The sequence below is a fragment of the Saccharopolyspora sp. NPDC045941 genome (assembly GCF_056431445.1).
Map to the genome: position 1 here is coordinate 73,242 of NZ_JBWKKU010000031.1, position 20,349 is coordinate 93,590.

Consider the following 20,349-nt stretch of genomic DNA (forward strand, 5'->3'; position numbering starts at 1 on the left):
GTCCCGCGTGCGAAGATCGCGGTCAACTGTTCAGACCACTCTCCCGGTCAACGCGCAGAAGGATCGCCGCATGTTCAACGTCGAAAATGTCCGGTTGGCCGGCGCCGACATCGAACTCCCCAGGATGATCCCGATCGAGCAGCGGTTCGCCGCGGCGGCCGTCGAGGACCTCGAAGCCGCCATCCGCGAGCAGGTCGCCGAGCACGACCGCGCGAACCCGGTCGCCGGCAAGCGCATCGCGATCCCTGCGGGCAGCCGCGGCGTGGCCCGCATCGACCGCATCGTCGCCACCCTGGTCGACGCCCTGGCCGGCTGCGGCGCGAAGCCGTTCGTGGTGCCGGCGATGGGCAGCCACGGCGGCGGCACCGCCGAAGGCCAGCGGCAGGTGCTCGCCGAGTACGGGATCACCGAGGAGACGGTGGGCGCGCCGGTGGTCTCCTCGATGGACACGGTCGTGGTCGCCGAACTGCCCGACGGAACCCCGGTGCACTTCGACGCCGAGGTCGCCCAGGCCGACGGCGTGGTGGTCCTCGGCCGGGTCAAGCCGCACACCGACTTCCGCGGCACCCACGAGAGCGGCCTGGCGAAGATGATCGCCATCGGCCTCGGCAAGCACCGCGGCGCGACGATCCTGCACACGCACGGCTTCGAGGCGTTCGACCGGCTGATCCCGGCGGTGGCCGAGGCGGTGCTCGACGTGGTGCCGATCGAGTTCGGCATGGCCGTGGTGGAGAACGCCTACGAGCACGTCGCGCGCATCGAGCTGGTGCCGACCGAGAAGCTGCTGGCCCGCGAGGCGGAGCTGCTGGTCGAGGCCAAGCGGCTGATGCCGAAGCTGCTGGTGTCGGACATCGACGTACTGGTCGTCGACGAGATCGGCAAGGACATCAGCGGCGCGGGCATGGACCCGAACATCACCGGCCGCGCCCCGGTCAACGCGGACAAGTTCAAGGCGGTGCCGATCAAGCGGATCGTGGTCCTCGGCCTCACCGAGCACACCAACGGCAACGCCTGCGGCCTGGGCATGGCGGACGTGACCACCCAGCGCTGCGTGGACCAGATCGAGTTCGGCTCGTTCTACACGAACTCGCTGACCTCCGGGGTACCCGACGGAGCGCGGATCCCGATGGCGCTGGCCAACGACCGGGACGCGATCATCGCGGCGCTGCACATGTCCCGCGGCACCGAGGACCGCCCGGCGCGGGTGGTGCGCATCCGCAACACCCTGTCGATGCCCCGCATCGAGGTCTCGGAGGCCTACGCCCAGGAGGTCGCCGACCACCCGGACATGGTCGCCCTCGGCGAACCCCGCGACTGGGACTTCGACGCGACGGGCACCCTGCCACCCCTACCGGCGGACCACTGACCCGCTCACTCGAACCGAAACCCGACGTACCCACCCGCCGCGACCTCGGCGCACCGGAGATTGATTTCGATTGACACTGAAAGAATAGGCGCAATCAACGCTATGCGCTCCGGTGGACGCCGCGAACTAGAATCGGGAGGTTCTCCCCTGCTTCGGCGAAGGCGAGGGCCGCCATGCAGCCTCCCCTGACAACCGAGCGGCTGATCGTGCGCGACTGGACCACCGGCGACGCCGACGTGCAGGCCGCGCTCGCCCTCTACGGCCGCCCCGAGGTGACCGAGTGGCTCACCCCGGTGATCGCCAACGTCGCCGACCTCGCCGCGATGCGCGCCGTGGTGCAGTCCTGGACCGAGTCGCAACCCAGCCTGGTGCCGCCCACCGGCCGGTGGGCGATGCAGCGCCGGTCCGACGACGCGGTGATCGGCGGCCTGGTGCTGCGGATGCTGCCGCCGTACGACCACGACATGGAGCTGACCTGGCAGCTGCGCCCCGAGACCTGGGGGCACGGTTACGCCACCGAGGCCGCCTCCGCGCTGCTGCGCTGGGCGTTCACCTTCGACATCGACGAGGTCTTCGGACTGGCCCGGCCGGACAACACCCGCGCGATCGCCACCGCGGAACGCATCGGCATGGAGTGGGTCGGCGAGACCACCAAGTACTACGACACGGCGCTGCAGGTCTACCGCATCCGGCAGGGCGATCTGCCCGGCGAACCCGCCTCCGGAGGCACCGAGGACTGACCCCGCGATCCACTGTGGCCGGTCGCATCGTCCGCAGTGGACGAATGCGCCAGTTACCCTGCGTCGCTAGATCATCCGCTATCGGATGATCTGCTGGATGCCCGGGCGAATGCGATGCTTGAGGGGTCACCGGAGTTCGAGCAGCGCCAGGGGCGCACCCGCCGGAGGTACCGTGCCACCGCACCGCAACGCCCGCGCGGCCGCCCGCCGACCCGCCGCACCCCGCCCCGCGCCGCGCCGGCCGCAGGCCCGGCGCTCGGCCGAGCGCGCCCGCGCGGGTGCGCGCGCAGCGGTGACCGTGCTGTCGGTGCTGATCCTGGTGGTGACGGGATACGCGTGGTCCAACTACCGGCACCTGCTCGACGGACTCGCGACCAGCGACGTCATCGACGGGGCCGGCGCCGACGGGGCGACCGACGTCCTGCTGGTCGGCATGGACAGCCGGACCGACGCGCACGGCAACCCGCTGCCCGAGGCGGTCCTCCGGGAGTTGCGCGCGGGGGCCAACGACGCGGCGCTGACCGACACGATCATCCTGCTGCACATCCCCAACGACGGTTCCAGCGCGGTCGGCTTCTCCTTCCCGCGCGACGCGTTCGTGCATATCCCCGGGTTCGGCCGGCACAAGATCAATTCCGCGTACGGCCGGGGCAAGGAGGCCGCCATCGCGGCGCAGACCAAGCGCGGCACCGCGGATCCCGCGGAGCTGGCGCGGCTGGGCGGCGACGCCGGGCGCAAACTGCTGGTGCGCACCGTCGAGCAGCTGACCGGCGTGTCGATCGACCACTACGCCGAGGTCAACCTGCTCGGCTTCGCGCGGATCACCGAGGCGGTGGGCGGCGTCCCGGTGTGCCTGCTGGCGCCCGCACGGGACACCTACTCCGGCGCGAACTTCCCGGCCGGGCCGCAGACGATCACGGGCACGGACGCGCTCGCGTTCGTCCGCCAGCGGCACGGCCTGCCGCGCGGCGACCTGGACCGCGTGGTGCGCCAGCAGGCCTTCCTCGCCGGGCTCACGCAATCGGTGCTCTCCGGCGGCGTGCTGGCCAACCCGGCCCGGCTGCGCGACCTGATCAGGTCGCTGCAGGAATCCGTGGTGCTCGACCGGGACTGGGACGTGCTCGCGTTCGCCGACCGGCTGCGCGGGCTGGCCGGCGGCGCGGTCCGGTTTACCACGATCCCCATCGAGGACGCCGACTACGAGACGCCGGAGGACGGCGACGCCATCCTGGTCGATCCCCGCAAGGTGAAGGCCGCGATCAGCAGCACGATCGACCCCGCAACGGCCGGCGCCGAAGCCGATTCGGCAGTGGACGTGCTCAACGCGACGAAGACATCCGGGCTGGCCCAGCGGGTGCGCACCGAACTCGCCAACCGGGGCGTGCCGGTGAGCCAGGTCGGCAACTCGCCCGCCCGGGCGAAATCGGTCGTGCGCCACGGCCAGGACGGCGGCGAGTCCGCCGAGCGGATCGCGTCGCTGCTCGGCAGCCTGCCTGTCGAGGCCGACGGGTCGCTGCCCCGCGGCCGGGTCCAGGTGATCATCGGCAGCGACTACCACGGGCCCGCCGCGCCGGGTTTCGCGCCGCCCGGCGCCGTCCGGCTCGACGGCCCGCACCGGCAGCAGGCCACCGGGACCGGCGCGGAACCGATCACCGCCGACGGCGTGCCGTGCGTCAACTGAGCGAAGAGCGGGAAAGTCGGTGGTGAGGCGGCCCCCTCGCCCGTCTCACCACCGACCGGCTCGACTGGTGGCTACCCCCAGTGAACAAACCGCCAGCCGGTGGGGCCACCTACGCCGGCCCCGCCCCGGTTGTCGGATGTTCGCGTGGGGCACGTCCGCCCGGACTCCGGACACCAAGCGAGCATCCATCTCTCGAACAACGGCAACCGCTCAACAGCCCCAGCACCATGCGACGGCTGTGGTCCGGAGCGAATCGCCGCTCCGCCACGATACGCCGCGACGACGTTGGTTGCGAGGTCAAAAACCGGCCTCAGCGACGCGTACGGGTGCCCACCCACAACGCCGCGACCAGCGCCAGCAGCACCACGGCCAGACCGGCCAGGCCCAGCCCGAGGGAGGCTGCGGCGGCGATCGCGCCGACCAGCAGCGGGCCGCCAGCGTCGCCCAGCTCGCGCCCGACCTCCGCCGAGCCCATCGTCTGGCCGAGCCGCTCGCGCGGCGTCGACGCCGCCAGGTGCGCGAAGCCCAGCGGCGTGACGACGCCGGTGCCGACGCCGATGGTGACCGACGCCAAGAGGAGTCCCGGCAGGCCGGGAACCACCGTCGCCGCGAGCAACCCGACCGCCGCCACCGCCAGTCCCCCGGTCATGCTGGGCACCTCGGACAACCGTCCCGCGTCGCGCGCCCTGCCCACCCACGGCTGCACCAGCGCCGCGGTCGTCGCGAGCACCGACACCGCCGCGCCGGTGCCCAGCGGGCCCAGCCCATCGCCCGCGCCTACCACCGGCAGGAACCCGACGCCCACCGCCAACGCCGCCGTCGCACCGGCCAGGGCCGCCGTCGGCCGCAGGAAACCGGGCGCGGCCAACCGGCGGCCCAGGTCGAGCAGGGTCTGCCGGGTCCGCGGCAGCGGCGGCACCTTCGGCACGATCAGCACCGCCCAGGCGAGCACCGCGAGCGCGAGCGCCGCCAGCGCGCCGAAGAGCAGGTCGAACCCGCCCAAGGTGATCAGGACGCCGCCGAGCACCGGGCCGAGGGCGTAGCCGAGGCCCTTCCAGGCGCCGTAGCCACCGAAGGCGCGGCCGTGCTGGGAGTCCGGCGCCAGCCGGGCGACCAGCGTCCCGGCGGCCGGGGAGAACGCGGCGGCAGCCGCGCCCTGGCCGAAGCGGGCGAGGCCGACCGCAGCCGGGTCACCGGCGAGGACGAACGCCGCCGAGGCCGCCGCGAACGCGAGCAGGCCGCCGATCAGCACCGGGCGCGGACCGATCCGGTCGGTGACCGCGCCGAAGACCGGCTTGAGGATCACCTCGGCCCCGTCGTAGATGGCCAGCAGCAGGCCGAGCGCGAGCAGCGAGGCGAAGCCCGTGTAGGCGCCGAGCCCGGCGGCGATGCTGTGCGCGCCGAAGGCCGTGACGAATCCGGCCGCGTACAGCGGGAGGACCTGCCGGACCCCGTGTCGCGTCACCGGCTCGGTGCCGGACATCCGACCATCTCCTCGTCGTCCACTGTGGCGCATCCGGTCACATTTGGTGCAGGGCTTGGAAAACCTGTTCGGTGTAGTCGGCCAGCCGGCCGGCGCAGTGCTGCAGCCGCTCCTGGGCCTCGGCGGCCGCCGGGGCGCCGAAGACGTCGCGCGCCTTGAGGTCGCGGTGCCAGCGGCGCAGCCGCTCCAGGCTCTGCTCCTCCTCTTCGAGCTCGGCCATGGTGAGCTTGCCGTTGCGCAGTTCCTTGTCGATCTCGGCGTCGAACTTGCCGCAGTCGGCCAGGAACTCCGACCACTCCTCCTGCCGCTCGGCCGTGAACATCTCCGCCAGCCGCGCCGAATCGGGCTCCTCGCGCCCGGTGGCCGCCAGCACGACGACCTCGCCGGAGCCGCGTTCGGCGAGCTCGATCGCTCGCGCCACCCCGGCCGCGACGCCGGGCACGTCCGGCAGCGTCCAGGTGCCCTGCCCCAGCGAGAGCGCACCGACCCGGCGCAGCTCCCGCCACACCGCCACGCGGTGCCGCGACGGTTGCGCGGGCAGCCGCACCACGAGGACCAGCCAACGCGTCGGATGTCCATCTGTCACGGAACAAAATGTATCAGCTGTTACACGACGTGATGTCGCCCATACGGGGCACGCGGGCCGGGTCTTTTCGAACCCGCGTGCGTTAGCGTTCCGGCATGCCGAATCAGCCGTCTTCGCCCGCCCACGCCTACGAAGTGATGCTGGAAGGCAACCGGCGATTCGTCGAGAACGAGTTCCTGCACCCCAACCAGGACGCCGACTACCGCGCCTCCCTCGCGCCGGGCCAGCGCCCCTTCGCCGTCCTCTTCGGGTGCTCCGACTCCCGCTTGGCCGCGGAGATCATCTTCGACCAGGGCCTCGGCGACCTGTTCGTGGTCCGCACGGCCGGTCACGTCATCGGCGCCGAGGTGCTCGGCAGCATCGAGTACGGCGTCGGCGTGCTCGGCGCGTCCCTGGTGGTGGTGCTCGGCCACGACTCCTGCGGCGCCGTCACGGCCGCGCGGGAGGCGTGCATCGAGGGCACCGCGCCGCAGGGCTACATCCGCGACGTCGTGGAGCGCGTGACGCCGAGCGTCCTGGCCGCCCGCGCCGACGGCGTCACCGAGGTCGACGACATCGTGGACGTGCACATCCAGCGCACCGGCGACCTGATGCTGGAGCGCTCCGCGCTGCTGGCCAACGAGGTCGCAGCCGGGCGCTGCGCGGTGGCCGGGCTCTCGTACCGGCTCGCCGACGGCACCGTGCGGCTCGTCGGCAGCCACGGCCCGCTGCTGCCCGCGGACTGATCGGACCGGCCGATCCCGGTCGCCCACGTTAGCCTGCGAAGGCACGGGTCGGGCGAAAGGATCGAGCCTGGTGACCGTCCAGCCGCGTCGAGTGCTACTGATCAGCGCCACCATCGGCGAAGGGCACAATGCGACCGCCAGAGCCGTCGAGGAGGCGGCCCGGCGGGCGTGGCCGGGGTGCGAGGTGTCCTGGCTGGACGCCCTGCGCGCGATGGGCCGGTGGGTGCCCGCGACGTTCAACTGGATCTACGTCACCAACGTCGAGTCCACGCCGTGGCTCTACGACTTCTTCTACGACTCGCTGTGGCGCTACCGCTGGTTCGCCAACGCCTCCCGCCGGTTCGTCGGCGCGTGGAGCGGGCGGCGGCTGCGCCGCGCCATCGCCGCGCACGACCCGGACCTGATCGTCTCGACCTACCCGCTGGGCACCGCCGGGCTCGACCGGCTGCGCCGCCGGGGCGGGCTCGGCGTGCCGGTGGCCGCGGTGGTCTCCGACTTTTCGCCGCACCCGTTCTGGGTCTACCCCGAGGCCGACCTGCACTACGTGATGAGCGACGCGAGCCTGCGGGCGATGCGGCGCGCCGAACCGGACGCCGTGGGCGCGGTCTGCGTGCCACCGGTGGTGTCGGCGTTCCGGCCCGCGGACCGAGCCGCGTCGCGTCGGTCGTTCGGGTTGCCGGAGACCGGTTTCACGGTGCTGGTCTCGTGCGGTTCCCTCGGCTTCGGCTCCGTCGAGCGCGCGGCGGACGCCGCACTCCGGGCCGGCGTCGACCGCGTCGTCGTGATCTGCGGGCGCAACGAGGCGTTGCGGCGGCGCTTCGCCGCGCGCGCGGACGACCGGATCGTCGCGCTGGGCTGGGTGGACGAAATGCCCGGCCTGCTCGCCGCCGCGGACGTCGTGGTGACCAACGCGGGCGGTGCCACGGCACTGGAGGCGCTCGCCTGCGGGCGGGCCGTGGTGATGTTCGAGCCGATCGCCGGGCACGGACGCGCGAACGCCGAACTGATGGCCGATGCGGAGCTGGCCGAGTTGTGCCCGCGCGAGCGCGACCTGACGGCGACGCTGCGCCGCTGGGTTGCCGAGCCGCACCTGCTCGCGCAGCGGGAGGACCGAGCTCTCAAGCACAGTCAGGCCGCGGACTTCACAGACCAGGTGGCCGCGCTGGCACAGCTGCCCCGCCACCACGGCCGCCGCCCGCTGCGCCCGCAGGACGCCTTCTTCGTGTACGCCACGACCCCTGCCGTCTCGCAGCAGACCGGCGCGATCCTGCAACTGGACGGACCACGACTGTCCACGCAGGAATACTGCGAGGAGATCAACAGCAGAATCACCCAGCGCGCGCAGGGATTGCCGATGCTGACCCGCCGCTTGGTGCTGCGCCGCTGCCGACGGCCACAGTGGACTCCCGATGTCGAAGTGGACGCAAGGGATCACCTGCGGTGCCGCGAGCTGCGCGACGGGCGGTCCGCGGACCCGGTCGTCGAGGAGTTCTTCAGCACCCCGGTGCGCACCGACCGGCAGCCGTGGGAACTGCTGCTGCTCAACGACATCGACACCGGCCGCGTCCTGCTGCTGGCGAAGATGCACCACGCGCTCGGCGATGGTGTCGCAGTCACCAGCGCCCTGCTGCGGCTGCTGGCCGACGGCCCGCAGCCGACGACGTCGCCGAGCTCCGGCAGCCGGCCGTGGTACCGCCGCGCCGCGAAGGTCTTGCGCGGCCTGGTGAGCCTGGCCGGCGCCGGGCCCGCGCCGGCCAGCCGTCTGGTGGGGCGCAGCACGCCGAACCGGTCGTTCGCCGACGTCGAGCTCCCGGCCGCCGACGTGCGCGCCAGCGCGCGCTCGCACGGGGTGAGCAGCACCACGTTCCTCCTCGGTGTGGTGGCCGAGGCGTTGCACCGCACTCTCGGCGACACCACTGCGGGCCAGCGGTTCCGGGTCATGGTGCCGCGCACCGCCCGGACCGCGCGCGGCGGTGCGGGCACGAGCGCGCCCGGCAACCACACCGCGTCGATGTCGATCGACCTGCCGGTCGGGCCCATGTCGCCGGCCCGCCGCGTCGCCGAGGTCGCCGCCGGGCTCGCAAAGCCCGACCGCACCGGCCAGACCGCGGCGGCCGGAGCCGTGCTCACCGCCCTCGGCGTCCTGCCCGCACCACTGCACGCTTGGGTCGTGCGGCAGATCTACCAGCGTCGCTTCTTCAACGCCGTCGTTTCCGTGCTGCCCGGGCAGCGGCGGCCCGCCCACATCGGGCCGCTGCGGATCGCGGGTGTGGTGCCGGTGCTGTCGCTGGCCGACGGCGTGGGCGTGGCGGTCGGCGTGATCGGCTGGGGCGACCGGTTCGGCATCGGGATCACCACCGACACCGGGCTGGCCCCGCGGGCCGTCGCGCTCGCCGGTCACCTCCGCGACGCCTTCTCCGATCTGCGGGGAGCACGGCGGTGAGCACGCAGGGCACGGTGCTGGTCATCGCCGTTCCGGCGGCGGTCATCGGCGCGGCCAGCTTCGGGCTGGCCAGCGCGATCCAGCACCGCGTCACCAAGCAGGTTCCCGAGGTGCGCACCCTGAGCCCCCGCATGCTGTTCGACCTCGTCCGCAAGCCGATCTGGGTGCTCAGCATCGGGACCGTGCTCATCGGGCTGTCGCTGCAGGTGGTGGCGCTGGCCTTCGGCCCGCTGGTGCTGGTGCAGCCGTTGCTGGTGACCTCGGTGCTCTTCGGCGCTGGCTTCGCGGCGCTGCTGGCGCACCGGAAGATGGACCTGGTGCTGGCGCTGGGCGGACTGGCCTGCGTGGGCGGGCTGTCGGCCTTCCTCGTGCTGGGCCGCCCGTCCGGGCAGGGCGTCGAGTTCACCGGCGCGTCGATCCTGCCGCTCGCGCTGGCGCTCGGGCTGCTGGTGGTGCTGTCGCTGGTGGCCGCGCGCTGGTTGCCCGGCGAGGTCGGGGTGATCGGCATGGCCGTGGCCACCGGCGTGCTGTACGGGGTGACCGCCGGGTTGATCAAGGTGGTGGCCGGGCAGTTCCGCAGCGGCGGCCTGGCCGAGCCGTTCCAGCACTGGACGCTGTACGCGGTGTGCGTGATCGGGCCGATGGGCTTCCTGCTGAGCCAGCAGACCTTCCAGCGGGGCCGGCTGATGTCGCCCGCGCTGGCCGTGATCACCACCGTGGATCCGCTGGTGGCGGCCGCGATCGGAGTGAACTGGCTGGGCGAGCGGATCGAGTCCTCCCCCGCGATCCTGGCCGGCGAGATCATCGCCGTCGTGGTGATCATCGGCGGCATCGTGGTGCTGACCCGCCGGGGCGAGCAGCTGCGCCGCGCGATGGAGCAGGACGACCGCGGCGCAGGGGACTCGACGTGGGGCTGACCCGGCCCGCGGGGCTGCCGGTGCGCGGGCGGACCGCGCTGGTCACGGGCGCGTCTTCGGGCATCGGCGCGGCGACCGCCGCCGAGCTGGGCTCGCGCGGGTGCCGGGTCGTGCTGGTCGGCCGCGACGAGCGCCGGCTGGCCGAGGTCGCCGGGCGCACCGGCGGCGAACCGCTGCCCGCCGACCTGACCGATCCGGCCGGGCTCGACCGGGTCGCCGCAGCCGCACGCGAGGTCGATCTGCTGGTGCACAGCGCGGGCATCGGCTGGGCGGGCGCCCTGGACGCGATGCCGGCGGAGCGGATCGCGGCGCTCGCGGCGGTGAACCTGACCGCGCCGATGCTGCTGACCCGCGCGACGCTGCCGCAGCTGCGGCAGCGGCGCGGGCACGTGGTGTTCGTCGCCTCGATCGCGGTCGTGGGAGTGCCCGGCGAGGAGGTCTACTCGGCGACCAAGGCTGGCCTGCGGGCCTTCGCCGCGGGCCTGCGCCACCAGGACGGCATCGGCGTGACCACGGTCTTCCCCGGCGCGGTCCGCACGCCGTTCTTCACCGGCCGCCGCTACGACCGCCGCTTCCCGCGCATGGTCGGCCCGCGGGAGGTGGCCGAGGCGCTGGTGCGCGGCGTGGAGCGCGGCGAGGCGGAGGTGTTCGTCCCCAGGTGGCTCGTCGCGCCCGCCCGGCTGCAGGGTGCGCTGCCGGGCACGTTCCACCGCCTCGCCCGGCGCTTCGGCTGAGTCAGCCGCGCACGGCGCGGATCGACTCGCGCAGCGAGCCCATCGTCGCCAGGACGGCGGTCGGCTCGTAGCCGCAGTGCGCCATGCAGTTGGCGCAGCGCGGGTCGCGGCCGCGGCCGTAGGCGGACCAGTCGGTGTCGGTCAGCAGCTCCTGGTAGCTGCCCGCGTAGCCGTCGCTCATCAGGTAGCACGGCCGCTGCCAGCCGTACAGCGAATAGGACGGGATGGCCCAGGCCGTGCACTGGAAGTCGGCCTTGCCCTCCAGGAAGTCCAGGAACAGCGGCGAGTGGTTGAACCGCCACTTCTTGCGCCGCCCGTCGGCGAAGACCTTCCGGAACAGCTCGCGGGTCTCGGTGACGCCGAGGAAGTGCTCCTGGTCGGGCGCCTTGTCGTAGGCGTAGGCCGGCGACAGCATCATCTGGTCGACCCGGAGGTCGTTGTTGAGGTATTCCAGCACCTCGATCACCGACTGCGGGGTGTCGGAGGTGAAGAACGTCGAGTTGGTCGTGACCCGGAACCCGCGCCGCTGGACCTCCTTGACGTTGTCCACCGCCTGCGCGAACACGCCCTGCTTGCACACCGAAGCGTCGTGCCGCTCCTCCAGGCCGTCGATGTGCACGGCCCACGCGAAGTACGGCGACGGCCGGAACTTGTCGATCTTGCGGGGCAGCAGCAGCGCGTTGGTGCACAGGTAGACGAACTTCTTGCGCTTGATCAGCTCGTCGACGATCATCTCGATCTCGGGGTGCATCAGCGGCTCGCCGCCCGCGATGGACACCACCGGAGCGCCGCATTCCTCCACCGCCGCGATGGCCTGCGCGACCGGCATCCGCTGCTTGAGCGTGCTCGCCGGGTGCTGGATCTTGCCGCAGCCCGCGCACGCCAGGTTGCAGGCGAACAGCGGCTCCAGCTCCAGGGTCAGGGCGAACTTCTCGCGGCGCGCGAGCTTCTGCTTCACCAGGTAAGCGCCGACGCGGATGGCCTGGCGCATCGGAATGCCCATCAGGACACCTCCTCGGGTGCGACGAATCGGTTCTCCGGCAGGACGGCCCGGCTCCAACGCGGCAGGCACGAGCCGACGGCGTGCAACCGGGCGAGCGCGGCCAGCGCCCGGCTCGGCGTGCCGGGCCGGAGCAGCGGCTGCCGCGCGGTGTCGACCACGACGCGCACGACGCCGAGCGGCCGTCCGCCCGCGGCTTGTGCCAGCACCGCGGACTCCATGTCGACGGCGAGCGCCCCGGTGCGGGCAAGCTCGCCGCGCCGGGCACCGTGCACCACGTGGTCGGCGGTGGCGATCGGGCCGCAGTGCACCGGGAATCCGGCGCGGCGCAGGTGCGCCGCCAGCGACGCCGCCAACGGGCAGTGCACGGTGCCTTCGCGCCCGCGGAGCTCGTCGGCCACGATCACGTCGCCGCTGCGGACCTCGGCGGCGACGCCGCCTGCCAGCCCGGCGACGACCAGCACGTCGAAGTCGGCCCCGGCCAGCGCGGCGGCGGCGCGGGCGCTGCGGCGCGGGCCGCATCCCGTGCGGCGCACCGCATCCCGGCCCACGGCCGCCCGCAGGGCCTGGGCTTCGAGGCCCAGCGGAGCACAGATCAGCAATCGCATCGCTGGCCCCCGGCCGCGTGGTACCGCCCGAGCGCGGTGAGCGGGAAGATCACCCGGTACAGGTGGTAGTTGATGTAGAAGTCACCGGGGAACCCGGTGCCGGTGAATTGCGGCTCGTCCCAGCCGCCGTCGGCTCGCTGGGTGTGCGCCAGGTGCTGCACGCCGCGGCGCACCGCTTCGGTGTCGTGCCGCCCCACCGCCAGCAGCGCCAGCAGCGCCCACCCGGTCTGCGACGCCGTGGAATCGCCCCGGCCGATCCACTCCGGGTCGTCGTAGGAGCGCAGGTCCTCGCCCCAGCCGCCGTCGGCGTTCTGGTGGTCCTCCAGCCATCGCACCGCCCGCCGCAGCGCGCGGTCTCCGGGAGCGAGCCCGGCCCGCACCAGCGCCGGAACCACGGCGCCGGTGCCGTAGACGTGGTTGGCGCCCCAGCGCCCGAACCAGGAGCCGTCCGCCTCCTGGTTGTCCAGCAGCCACCGCACACCCCGCCGCAGCACCTCGTCGTCGTGGCCCAGCACGGCCAGCGCCTCCACCACGTGGGCCGTCACGTCGGCCGACGGCGGGTCGATGACCTCGCCGAAGTCGCAGAACGGCAGCTTGCGCACCAGCTGGCGGGTGTTGTCGGCGTCGAAGGCGCCCCAGCCGCCGTCCGCGGACTGCATGCCGCGCAGCCAGCGGACGCCGCGCTGCATCGCGCCGCGCACCGCCGCCCGGTCCGGGTGGTCCACCCGGTTCAGCGCGAGCAGCACTTCGGCGGTGTCGTCGATGTCCGGGTAGCCGTCGTTGTCGAACTCGAACGCCCAGCCGCCGCCGGGCGGCAGGTCCGGGCGGCGCACCGACCAGTCGCCCTTGACCCGGATCTCCTCCGCCAGCAGGAAGTCCACCGCCCGGAGCATCGACGGGTGGTCGCCGGGCACCCCCGCGTCGCGCAGGGCCTGCATGCCGAGCACGGTGTCCCACACCGGCGACTGGCACGCCTCCAGCCGCCGCACCGGACCGGCCGGGGTCTGCTCGTGGACCAGGAAGCGGTCCAGCCCGGCCAGGCCGTGCCGCAGCACCGGGTGGTCCAGCGGGTAGCCGAGCAGGTGCAGCGCCAGCAGCGAGTACACCCACGGCGGCTGGATCCCGCCCCAGGAGCCGTCGGCCTCCTGCCGGGCCACGATCCACTCCGCCGCGCGCCGCATCGCGTGCTCGCGCAGCGCCTTGACCGGTCTCCGGTGGTAGCGGTGCAGGATCCGGTCCAGGGAGTGGAAGGCGTACTTCCACGACCACTGTGGACGGACGCGTTCGGCGGGCCGGCCGGTGCGCAGTTCGCGGACGGTGATGCCGAGATCCCGGCACGGCCGCAGCGTGCACACCACGGTCAGCGGGACCACGGTCTGCCGCGCCCAGCAGCCCCAGTCGGCCACGTTCAGCGGGAACCACTGGGGCAGCAGCACGAGTTCCGGGGGCATCTCGGGCAGTTCGTCCCAGGACCACTCGCCGAACAGCGCCAACCAGATCCGGGTGAACACCCGGGTGGCTTCCAGGCCGCCCCGCGACAGGATCCAGCTGCGCGCGGCCACCATGTGGCCGGCGGCCACGTCGTCGCCGGCCAGCTTGAGGGCGGTGTAGGCCTCCACCGTGGTGGACAGGTCGCCGGGACCGCCGTGGAAGTTCGCCCAGGTTCCGTCGGCGCGCTGCTGCGAGCGGATCCAGCGGGCGGCCTGCTCGGTCTCGCCGGCGGTGCGGATGCCGAGGAACTGCCGCAGCAGCAGGTCCTCGACGTCCATCGTCACGTTGGTCTCCAGCTCGCCCTTCCACCAGCCCTCGGGGTGCTGCAGCGAGAGCAGGTGGTCGCGGGCGGCTGCCAGCGCGGTCCGGGCGTCCGCAGCGGGGACCGCGCGGGCGGCCTGCTGCAACTGATCGGTCAAAGCTTCCTCCGCACGATGAATTCGGCCAGCTCGGTCAGGGATTCGGTCGCGGTGCGCTGCCCGTCGGGCAGCCGCTCGTAGGCGGTGGCTAGCCGCCGCCGGCACTCCAGGCGGGTCCACTCCGCCGAACCGGCGCGCTGCACCATTTCGGCGGCCTCGTGCAGCTGGTCCTCGGTGAGCGGTTCGGCCTGCGCGTACAGCCGGTGCAGGCGGTCCCCGGCCGCGGTCCCGGAGCTCAGCGCGTGCACGACCGGCACCGACTTCTTGCGGGTGCGGAGGTCCGAGAGCACCGGCTTGCCGGTGACCTCGGGATCTCCCCAGAGCCCGAGGAGGTCGTCGACGAGTTGGAACGCCATCCCCAGCTCGGTGCCGAAGGCGTGCAGTCGGGTCACGGTTTCCCTCGGCGCGCCGACGAAAAGGGCGCCGATGGAGGACGCGCACGCGAGTAGCGCGGCCGTCTTGTCGTGCGCCATCCGCAGGCATTCGTCGAGCCCCACCGCCGCGCGGCGCTCGAAGTCCAGGTCGGCGGCCTGGCCCGCGATCAGAATGCGGGTCGCGGTGGCGAGCGACAGGGCGGCCGCTGCCGCGTGCCGCGACGGTGCCTCCAGCAGGATCTCGGTGGACAGCGCGAGGAGCGCGTCGCCGGCCAGCAGCGCGGCCGGTTTCCCGAAGACGGTCCAGGCGGTCGGCCGGTGGCGGCGGGAGGCGTCGCCGTCCATCACGTCGTCGTGCAGCAGGGAGAAGTTGTGCACGAGTTCGACCGCGGCCGCCGCCGCCACCGGATCCTCCGCGTCGACGCTGCGCGCGGACAGCAGCACCATCGCCGGCCGCAGGGCCTTGCCGCCACCGCCGTCCGGCGTGCCGTCGGCGTTGCTCCAGCCGAAGTGGTACTCGCACACCCGGCGGGTGTCCGGGTCGAGCCTGGCCACCGCGGCGCGCAGCGCCGGATCCACCGCCTCCCTGGCCGCGTGCAGGACTGGTGGCAGGACGGTCGTCATGCGGTCACCTCCACGCCGCGTTGCGATCGCTGGTCGAGATCCACTACCTCGGCGGCGTGCGTGCCGCTGAGCACCGCTCCCTCCGTCGTGTCGGGCCAGCCGGTGGCGGTCCACGCCCCGGCGAGCACCAGACCGGGCACCGGAGTGCGGGCCGGCGGCCGGATCGCGGCGGTGCCGGGCGCCTGCCGGAAGGTCGCGTTGGGTTCGCGGGTGACGAAGAAGTCGAGGACCCGCGCGGTGCGGGCGTGCGGGAAGACTTGCCGCAGCGCGGGGACGAACAGGTCGTGGAGGTCCTCGGTGCGGGCGTGGATGTGCTCCTGCGCGGCGGACAGCGAAATGGCCAGGTACTGCCCGCGCGGCGCGCCGGAGATGGCCGTCCGGTCGAAGACCCACTGCAGCGGCGAATCCAGCACCGCGGCCATCTCCAGGCCGGTCACCACCCGGTCGTAGAGCACGTGCACGTTGACGATCGGCGCCGCCGACAACCGCTCCCACGCCGCCACGCCCGGCACGGGCAGGTCCGCCACGAGCGGCGCCGCCGCGCGGTGCGGCACGGCGACGACGACCGAGTCGGCGGTCAGCACCGAGTCACCGGCGCCATCCCGCACCGGTATCCGGAAACCCGTGCCCGAGCGGTGGATCGTGCGCGCCTTGCAGCGGACCCGGACGTCGACTCCGGCCGCCAGCAGCGCGCGATGCGACGCCTCGCCGTGCAACTGCCCGAGCGGCACCTGCGGAATCGCGATGTCGGCGCTGTCGGTGGAATCCAGCACGCCGGTGCGGAAGACCTTCGTCGCCAAGGCCATCGACGCGTCCTCCGGCTCGGCGTTGAGCGCCGCCACCGCCAGCAGTCCCCACAGCGCGTCGACGGCGCGCGGTGACTCGCCGCGCTGCCGCAGCCACTGCCCGAGGCTGATGTCGTCCAGCGCGGGATCGTCCGGGTCGAGCCGCCGCAGCGCCAGCGCGGTGCGCGCCACCCGCGCGCGTTCCGCCGCCGTCAGCATCCGGTAGTCCAGCAGCGACGGGGCCAGGTGCGCCGGGGCCGGGAGATTCCAGCGGCGCAGCACCGAAGGCCGGCCGACCGGGCTCAGGACCGGGACGCGGAACCGGGGTTGCATGCTGATCGAGCCGGCCACGCCGAGCCGCCGCAGCAGGCCGCGGTAGGCCGTGTAGCAGCGCAGGAACACGTGCTGCCCGGTGTCCACCACGAGCTCGCCGCGCGCGAAGGAGTAGGTCGCGCCGCCCAGCCGCGGCCGCGCCTCCAGCAGCCGGACTTCGAAGCCCAGTTCGGCGCAGCGCAGCGCCGCCGTCACGCCGGCCAGTCCGCCGCCGACCACCACCACCCGCCCCCGGTTCACGGCGCCATCCCCGCCAGCGACCGCGCCGCGACGCCCGCCTTCCGCCAGCCGGACAGCGAGGTCCGCTGCTCCAGCGCGGCGCGCGGGTCGGCGGCGATGCGCGCCAGCAGCTCGTGGTAAATGCCGGCCATCGACGCGCAGCACGCCCGGCTGCGCCGGTCGAGCATGGGCAGCAGGCGGAGCCCCTCGGCATACCACTGCTCGGCGCGGGCGGCCTGGAAGCGGATCAGCCCGTCCCACCGCTGCGGGTCCTCGACCGCGCCGTTGCCCGGCTCCAACCGGACGCCGAACCGCGCCAGGTCGTCGGCGGGCAGGTAGACCCGGCCGGACAGCTGGTCCTCGCGGACGTCGCGCAGGATGTTGGTCAGCTGCAGGGCGACGCCGAGCGCGTCCGCACGCGCCTCTGCGATGGGGGGATCGATGGTGCCGAACACGCCCAGCGACAGCCGCCCGATCGAGCCAGCCACGCACCGGCAGTAGTGCAGCAGCTCCTCGAAGGTGCCGTACCGCACACCGCGGACGTCGGCCTCGCAGCCGTCGATGAGCTCGTCGAAGGCCGCCAGCGGCAACGGCAGGCGCGCGGCGGAGTCCGCGAGCGCCACCAGCACCGGGTCGGCGGCGTCGATGCTCGCCGCGTGGACGGCCCGGCGGGCCTCTTTGAGCCGCCGCAGCTTCTCGTCCCTCGGCAGGTCTCCGTCGCCGATGTCGTCGACGCGGCGGGCGAAGGCGTAGACCGCCGACAGCGCCCGCCGCTTCGGCACGGGCAGCAGGCGGATCCCGTAGGAGAAGTTCCTCGCCTGTTCCCGGGTGATCCGCTCGCACTCCAGGTAGGCGTCCCGTATCCGGGCCCACTCGGTCACCAGGTTCCCCCCAACGCGTACAACCGCCCCCATTCGGCGAACGTGCGCCATTTGCCCGGCCGCACGTCCACGCGCAGCGGGTCGTGCTTCGCCGCGGCGAACGCGGCCGCGGTGGCGCGGCCGCCCGCGACGTAGCCGGCGACCGCCACCCGGGCCATCCCGGACAGCTCGCCGACCAGCGGCGCGCCCGCTTCGAGCATCCGGCGCGCGCGGTCCACCTCGTACCTGATCAGCCCGCACAGCCGCGTCGAAGCGCCGTCGGCGAGCAGGTCCTGCTCCTGGCAGCCGAAGCGGCGCATGTCCTCGGTCGGCAGGTACACCCGGTCCTGCCGGTAGTCCTCGGCGATATCCTGGCAGTGCTCCAGGACCTGCAACGCGCTGCACACCCGGTCCGACAGCGTGATCAGCACGGGTTCGGCGCGCCCGAAGACGTGCAGCACCGCTTCGCCCACCGGGTTCGCCGACAGCGCGCAGTAATCGAGCAGCTCGGTGAAGGTGCGGTAGCGCCGCACCCGCTGGTCCTGCCGGTTGGCGTCGATCAACTTGACCAGCACGTCGTACGGGATGGCACACTCTGCAACCGTGGGCGTCAGCGCCTGCAGCATCGGGATCCGGGCCGTGGCGTGGTAGGCGCGCTTGAGATCGACTTCCAGGAAGTCCAGCAGCGCGGCGCGGTTGCCCGGCGCCTCGTCCCCGGCGTAGTCGACCAGCCGGAAGAAGCCGTACAGGGCGTGCAGGTGTCGCCGCAGCCCGCGCGGCAGGATCCGGGAGGCGACCGGGAAGTTCTCCGACCGCATCCGGGCGAGCACCGCGGCACTGCGCGGAAAATCACCCGAACGTGGCATCCCGTCCGCATGTTCGGAATCCCCACCGGTCACCGCGCCATCAGGCAGCGACAAGACCATCGACTCTCCTCCTATCCGCCGGCGCAGGAGGCGCAAACGGCATCGTATGAGCACCTCAGCGGCACCGCAGGGCGAGCAACGCGGACCCGTTTTCCCGTGATTCGTAATGCTGTTCGACATCTGGCCGAACCGATCCACATAGGACTCAAGATCGACGGTCGGCAACCCGATCGAAGCACTCCAAGACCACAGTGGACAGTGCTGATCGCGGGCGCCGGTGATCATGCTCGCGCGGGCGGTTCCGGCGCTTACCGGCATTCGGGTGGCGGGCATTGACATCGGGGCGGCAACCCCACAGCGTTGATCGCAATCTTTCGAGATCAGCCTGGCAGCACGCGTAACGACGAAGCCGCACGCTCGTTCAATGTCCTGAACCATCCCCACGGGGAGGGAGCGCGGGATGTACCGGGGGTTGCCCACCGTCCGAGGCCCGATCAGCGACGCCCTCCTGCAGGCCGGGCTGCTGCTCGACTTCGCCGTGCGCACCGCCGCGGCCGCCTTCCGGTCGGTGCGCCGGGCCCGGTTCAGCTGGACGGAATTCCTGCAGCAGGCCTGGTTCCTGGCCGCCGTCACCACGCTTCCCGCGCTGCTGGTGACCATCCCGCTGGGCGTGGTGGTCGCGCTGAACGTCGGCTCGCTGGCCGGGCAGCTCGGCGCCCAGGGCTACGGCGGCGCGGTGGTGGCGTTCGTGATCGTCGGCCAGGCCGCCCCGCTGATCTGCGCCCTGATGATCTCCGGCGTCGGCGGTTCGGCGATGTGCTCCGACCTTGGCGCCCGCAAGATCCGCGACGAGGTCGACGCGCTGGAGGTCATGGCGCTGCCGGTCATCGAGCGCCTGGTGGTGCCGCGCGTGGTGGCCGCGGCCGTGGTCAACGCGCTGCTGGCCTGCATCGTGCTGCTCGTGGGCATAGCCACCACGTTCCTGTTCCAGGTATGGGTGCTCGGCGACGCGCCGGGCGCGTTCCTGCGCACGCTGACGCAGTTCTCCCGGGTGCCGGACTTCGTCGTCGCGCTGCTGAAGGCCGCCGTGTTCGCGGTGCTCACCGCGCTGGTGTCCTGCTTCAAGGGGCTGACCGCCAAGGGCGGTCCGGGCGGCGTCGGCACGGCGGTCAACGAGGCCGTGGTGATCTCGTTCATCCTGGTCTTCGTCGCGAACACGGTGATCACCGAGCTGTACCCGGTGCTCGTCCCCGCCAAGGGGGAGTACTGATGGCGCCGCCCCGGTCGCGCTCCATCGTGGACGTGCTCGCCGCGGTGGGGCTGCACTTCACCTGCTACCTCCGGGCGATCGCGGCGATTCCGCACGTGCTGCGCCGGTACCGGCGCGACGTGGCCCGGCTGGTCGGCGAGATCAGCCTGGGTTCGGCGTCGCTGCTGGCCGGCGGCGGCACCATCGGCGTGGTGTTCGCCATGTCGTTCGTCTCCAGCACCCAGGTGGGCCTGGAGGGGCACCGCGGCCTGGACCTGCTGGGCCTGTCCCCCATGACCGGGCTGGCGGCGGCGCTGGTGAACACCCGGGAGATCGCCCCGCTGGTCGCCAGCATCGCGCTCGCCGCGAAGGTCGGCACGGGCTTCACCGCGCAGCTCGGCGCGATGCGCATCGCCGAGGAGATCGACGCGCTGGAGGCGATGTCGGTGCGGTCGCTGCCCTACCTGGTGAGCACCCGGATGGTGGCGGCGTTCCTGTCGGTCATTCCGCTGTACTTGGTGGGGCTGTTCGCCTCCTACCTGGCCACCGGGGTCGCGGTCGTGTCCATCAACGGCGTTTCCGAAGGCACCTACAACTACTACTTCCGGCTCGTCCTGACGCCGGAGGACGTGCTGTTCTCGCTGCTCAAGGCCGTGGCGTTCGCGGTCGTCGTGACGCTGGTGCACTGCGCGTACGGCTATTACGCCGCCGGTGGCCCGGAGGGCGTCGGGAAGGCCGCCGGGCGCGCGCTGCGCACCAGCATCGTCGCCATCACCGTCGCCGACGTGCTGCTGAGCATCGCGTTCTGGGGAGTGCGCCCGACGCTGCCGGCCTTGGGGATGTAGC

18 protein-coding genes are annotated in these 20,349 nt (G+C 72.9%); 9 read left to right on the top strand and 9 right to left on the bottom strand.

Annotated features, from left to right (window positions below):
- Nucleotides 1–70 precede the first annotated feature (70 nt).
- From AC07FN_RS24555 to AC07FN_RS24565, 3 genes are all read left to right on the top strand, one after another.
- Nucleotides 71–1,366: a nickel pincer cofactor-dependent isomerase, group 22 gene (locus tag AC07FN_RS24555; RefSeq protein ID WP_478397728.1), complete on the top strand. Its 1,296-nt coding sequence runs from the start codon at nucleotides 71–73 to the stop codon at nucleotides 1,364–1,366.
- 173 nt (nucleotides 1,367–1,539) lie between these two features.
- Nucleotides 1,540–2,106, top strand: a complete 567-nt coding sequence (locus AC07FN_RS24560; protein ID WP_478397729.1) for a GNAT family N-acetyltransferase — start codon at nucleotides 1,540–1,542, stop codon at nucleotides 2,104–2,106.
- Between the two features lie 172 nt (nucleotides 2,107–2,278).
- Nucleotides 2,279–3,787: an LCP family protein gene (locus AC07FN_RS24565; protein WP_478397730.1), complete on the top strand. Its 1,509-nt coding sequence runs from the start codon at nucleotides 2,279–2,281 to the stop codon at nucleotides 3,785–3,787.
- Nucleotides 3,788–4,097: 310 nt separating this feature from the next.
- Here the strand turns inward: AC07FN_RS24565 and AC07FN_RS24570 are convergent, their stop codons facing one another.
- On the bottom strand, nucleotides 4,098–5,270 hold the full coding sequence (locus tag AC07FN_RS24570; protein ID WP_478397731.1) for an MFS transporter: 1,173 nt from the start codon (nucleotides 5,268–5,270) through the stop codon (nucleotides 4,098–4,100).
- 37 nt (nucleotides 5,271–5,307) lie between these two features.
- Entirely contained in the window at nucleotides 5,308–5,856 is a 549-nt protein-coding gene (locus tag AC07FN_RS24575; protein ID WP_452617174.1) for a Chromate resistance protein ChrB, read from the bottom strand.
- Between the two features lie 95 nt (nucleotides 5,857–5,951).
- Between AC07FN_RS24575 and AC07FN_RS24580 the strand changes: the two genes are divergently transcribed.
- The 4 genes from AC07FN_RS24580 (at nucleotide 5,952) to AC07FN_RS24595 (ending at nucleotide 10,675) form a co-directional block, all read left to right on the top strand.
- Nucleotides 5,952–6,581 carry a carbonic anhydrase gene (locus AC07FN_RS24580; protein WP_478397732.1) on the top strand — a complete coding sequence of 210 codons (630 nt, stop codon included), beginning with the start codon at nucleotides 5,952–5,954 and terminating at the stop codon, nucleotides 6,579–6,581.
- 70 nt (nucleotides 6,582–6,651) lie between these two features.
- Nucleotides 6,652–9,024 carry a wax ester/triacylglycerol synthase domain-containing protein gene (locus AC07FN_RS24585; protein ID WP_478397733.1) on the top strand — a complete coding sequence of 791 codons (2,373 nt, stop codon included), beginning with the start codon at nucleotides 6,652–6,654 and terminating at the stop codon, nucleotides 9,022–9,024.
- Nucleotides 9,021–9,941, top strand: coding sequence for a DMT family transporter (locus AC07FN_RS24590; protein ID WP_478397734.1), 921 nt, complete (start codon nucleotides 9,021–9,023; stop codon nucleotides 9,939–9,941). Before AC07FN_RS24585 ends, AC07FN_RS24590 begins: the two co-directional genes overlap by 4 nt.
- Nucleotides 9,932–10,675 carry an SDR family NAD(P)-dependent oxidoreductase gene (locus AC07FN_RS24595; RefSeq protein WP_478397735.1) on the top strand — a complete coding sequence of 248 codons (744 nt, stop codon included), beginning with the start codon at nucleotides 9,932–9,934 and terminating at the stop codon, nucleotides 10,673–10,675. Before AC07FN_RS24590 ends, AC07FN_RS24595 begins: the two co-directional genes overlap by 10 nt.
- 1 nt (nucleotide 10,676) lies before the next feature.
- On the opposite strand, the gene hpnH is transcribed toward AC07FN_RS24595, so the two are convergent.
- From hpnH to hpnC, 7 genes are read right to left on the bottom strand one after another with little or no spacing between them, the layout of a single operon-like run.
- Nucleotides 10,677–11,678, bottom strand: coding sequence for an adenosyl-hopene transferase HpnH (hpnH, locus tag AC07FN_RS24600; RefSeq protein WP_478397736.1), 1,002 nt, complete (start codon nucleotides 11,676–11,678; stop codon nucleotides 10,677–10,679).
- Complete coding sequence (locus AC07FN_RS24605) at nucleotides 11,678–12,283, bottom strand: phosphorylase family protein (protein WP_478397737.1); 606 nt, start codon at nucleotides 12,281–12,283, stop codon at nucleotides 11,678–11,680. Before AC07FN_RS24605 ends, hpnH begins: the two co-directional genes overlap by 1 nt.
- A complete protein-coding gene (gene shc / locus AC07FN_RS24610) occupies nucleotides 12,271–14,193 on the bottom strand; it encodes a squalene--hopene cyclase (RefSeq protein ID WP_478397738.1) in 1,923 nt (640 codons plus the stop codon). The genes AC07FN_RS24605 and shc overlap by 13 nt, the downstream gene beginning before the upstream one ends.
- Nucleotides 14,190–15,191 carry a polyprenyl synthetase family protein gene (locus AC07FN_RS24615; protein WP_478397739.1) on the bottom strand — a complete coding sequence of 334 codons (1,002 nt, stop codon included), beginning with the start codon at nucleotides 15,189–15,191 and terminating at the stop codon, nucleotides 14,190–14,192. Before AC07FN_RS24615 ends, shc begins: the two co-directional genes overlap by 4 nt.
- Nucleotides 15,188–16,549: a hydroxysqualene dehydroxylase HpnE gene (gene hpnE, locus AC07FN_RS24620; protein ID WP_478397740.1), complete on the bottom strand. Its 1,362-nt coding sequence runs from the start codon at nucleotides 16,547–16,549 to the stop codon at nucleotides 15,188–15,190. The genes AC07FN_RS24615 and hpnE overlap by 4 nt, the downstream gene beginning before the upstream one ends.
- Nucleotides 16,546–17,409, bottom strand: a complete 864-nt coding sequence (gene hpnD, locus AC07FN_RS24625; RefSeq protein WP_478397741.1) for a presqualene diphosphate synthase HpnD — start codon at nucleotides 17,407–17,409, stop codon at nucleotides 16,546–16,548. Before hpnD ends, hpnE begins: the two co-directional genes overlap by 4 nt.
- Nucleotides 17,406–18,314, bottom strand: a complete 909-nt coding sequence (gene hpnC / locus AC07FN_RS24630) for a squalene synthase HpnC (protein ID WP_478397742.1) — start codon at nucleotides 18,312–18,314, stop codon at nucleotides 17,406–17,408. The genes hpnD and hpnC overlap by 4 nt, the downstream gene beginning before the upstream one ends.
- 400 nt (nucleotides 18,315–18,714) lie before the next feature.
- On the opposite strand from hpnC, the gene AC07FN_RS24635 reads away from it, so the two are divergent.
- Together AC07FN_RS24635 and AC07FN_RS24640 are read left to right on the top strand one after the other, a co-directional pair.
- Nucleotides 18,715–19,524, top strand: coding sequence for an MlaE family ABC transporter permease (locus AC07FN_RS24635; protein ID WP_132491342.1), 810 nt, complete (start codon nucleotides 18,715–18,717; stop codon nucleotides 19,522–19,524).
- Nucleotides 19,524–20,348, top strand: coding sequence for an MlaE family ABC transporter permease (locus AC07FN_RS24640; protein ID WP_358578931.1), 825 nt, complete (start codon nucleotides 19,524–19,526; stop codon nucleotides 20,346–20,348). Before AC07FN_RS24635 ends, AC07FN_RS24640 begins: the two co-directional genes overlap by 1 nt.
- Nucleotide 20,349 lies beyond the last annotated feature (1 nt).